General features: G+C 59.9%; 1 protein-coding gene and 1 pseudogene. One reads left to right on the plus strand and one right to left on the minus strand.

Translation table 11 applies throughout. The annotated features are described in order from the left end of the window. Positions 1 to 249, plus strand: a pseudogene (locus VEB01_RS09035) (hypothetical protein); the annotation flags it as partial. A gap of 129 nt (positions 250 to 378) precedes the next feature. Here VEB01_RS09035 and VEB01_RS09040 read toward each other — a convergent pair. After that, the gene (locus VEB01_RS09040; RefSeq protein ID WP_324874722.1) at positions 379 to 1,053 is read right to left on the minus strand and encodes a S1 family peptidase; all 675 of its coding nucleotides are present in this window, start codon (positions 1,051 to 1,053) and stop codon (positions 379 to 381) included. Positions 1,054 to 1,403 lie beyond the last annotated feature (350 nt).

Genomic DNA, 1,403 nt, shown 5'->3' on the forward strand with positions numbered 1-1,403 from the left:
TGGCGCGTGATGGGGTTGACGATGCAAAGCCGGGAGACCCCGGAGTTACCCTGTGACGTATTTCTGGACCTGGAACAGTGGCAGGCCTTGGCGTGTTATAAGCGCCGAACCCGGACCCCGCCCAAGCGGCCGCCCACCTTGGCCCAAGCGACGCTGTGGATTGCCGAACTGGGCGGCTATCAAGGCCGCCGTAGCGGGGGGGCCACCGGGCGTGACGGTGGTTTGGCGCGGCCTGCGGCGGCTCGATGACCTGGTGGACATGTGGCTGGTTCTGAACCCGAAAAGCCATAGAAAAAGATGTGGGCAAAGGTAAGGGCTTCAGGCGGGGGAAGGTATAAACGGCGAAGGAAGCGAACCACAGGCGCAACTGATTCGCCTTCAGCGTGGCCGTGGCGGCACGCTCGGCGCAGAGGCCCGGCTGGCATTCCTTTTCAGAAACTCCGGAAGCGCGGAGGTGTTTTCCCAAAACAGCGAGCCGGACAAGGGCTCGACCGGCTGGGGAGGCGTGGCGATGAGACCGGGGATCCAGTCGGCGGGAATGGCATAGTGACCGGCCCTGCCTCCTGCCGAGAAGAATGTAGCAAGACCGACCAGGCGGCCGTCCTGGTCAAAAGTCCCGCTGCCGCTCGCGCCCTGGACGAAAGCCGCGGAGGTTTCGATGATCACGCTGCCGTCATAGGAGTGCAAGTCTTCGATGCGGCCTTCGGCAAAGGCGATGCCGATCGCTCGGGGATAGCCGTACAGATAAATCGGCTCCCCGACGGAAAGTCCTGATGCGGTCCCCAGGCTCGCCGCCGGTAACTGCATTCCCGGTGCCTCGAGAATGCACAGGTCATGTGTCACATCAGCGCGCTGGCTGGCGACGCGATAGCGTAAAGCCCCCTTCCCGACGACGATCGCATGGGCGTGCCGGGTGACATGGCAATTTGTGGCCACGAGATTGTGATCGAGGACGACACCGGAGCCGACAAAGGCCTTGCCGTCCTTTGAATAGGCCTGGATCTGGACAACGCTGAGTGCAAGCGTGTGATTCACGTCTGCCGCACCGGCCATGTTAAACATCCAAGACCCAAGCACCATGCCAAGCCATAGGACCGGACGCATTGGTCTCTTCCTTCTTCCCGATTTTCCGAAGGGAGCGTTTCTGTTTTGAACATGCGAGCTTACCGGAAGTTCATCAAGCTTTCTTTGACACGCTTATGGTGGATCTTACAGGCTCGCGCAAGATAGTGAATCGGGCATTGAGCCCGCCTCAATACCCCACTGAGTTATGCTCGAAAGTTGTGGATGAGGGGCTGAGGTAGGCGGCGTATTCTGGATGGTCTTCGAGGTCATCCATTCCTGTTGAGAGGAGCGAATACGCCATGAGTGAAGATAAGGTCATTCGGTTGAAGAGTCCAGGG

The organism is Methylocaldum sp., from assembly GCF_035627495.1.
GTDB lineage: Bacteria > Pseudomonadota > Gammaproteobacteria > Methylococcales > Methylococcaceae > Methylocaldum.

Excerpts from the sequence above, each read along its gene's own strand:
- VEB01_RS09040 (WP_324874722.1), bottom strand. The coding sequence starts at position 1,053 with ATGGCCGGTGCGGCAGACGTGAATCACACGCTTGCACTCAGCGTTGTC.